The organism is Cupriavidus sp. 8B (assembly GCF_054589115.1).
Map to the genome: position 1 here is coordinate 1 of NZ_BAAILO010000663.1, position 259 is coordinate 259.

General features: G+C 60.6%; 1 pseudogene. It reads right to left on the minus strand.

Features of this window, described 5'->3' with window-relative positions:
* Positions 1-259, minus strand: a pseudogene (locus ACYP5B_RS53540) (transposase); the annotation flags it as partial.

The following is a 259-nucleotide window of genomic DNA, read 5'->3' on the forward strand; positions in this document are numbered from 1 at the left end:
CTGCCTGGCGATGTGGATGGTGATGACCAGGTGCCCGTCTCTGACGCGGCTCTGATGCTTGTCCGAGCGGACGATGAACTGATTGTCGCAACGCGACACGCCGTGCCGAAAGTACTTGCGCATCATCCGGTGCAGGTACTTGTCTTCGAGCCACTTGTCACTCTTGAGCAGGGTATAGAGCCGCTTTCGCTCTGCCTCGTCGGAGGTCCGCTGCGCGATGGCTTGTCGCACCTTCGCGCAGGCAGCCGCCTTGTATGTC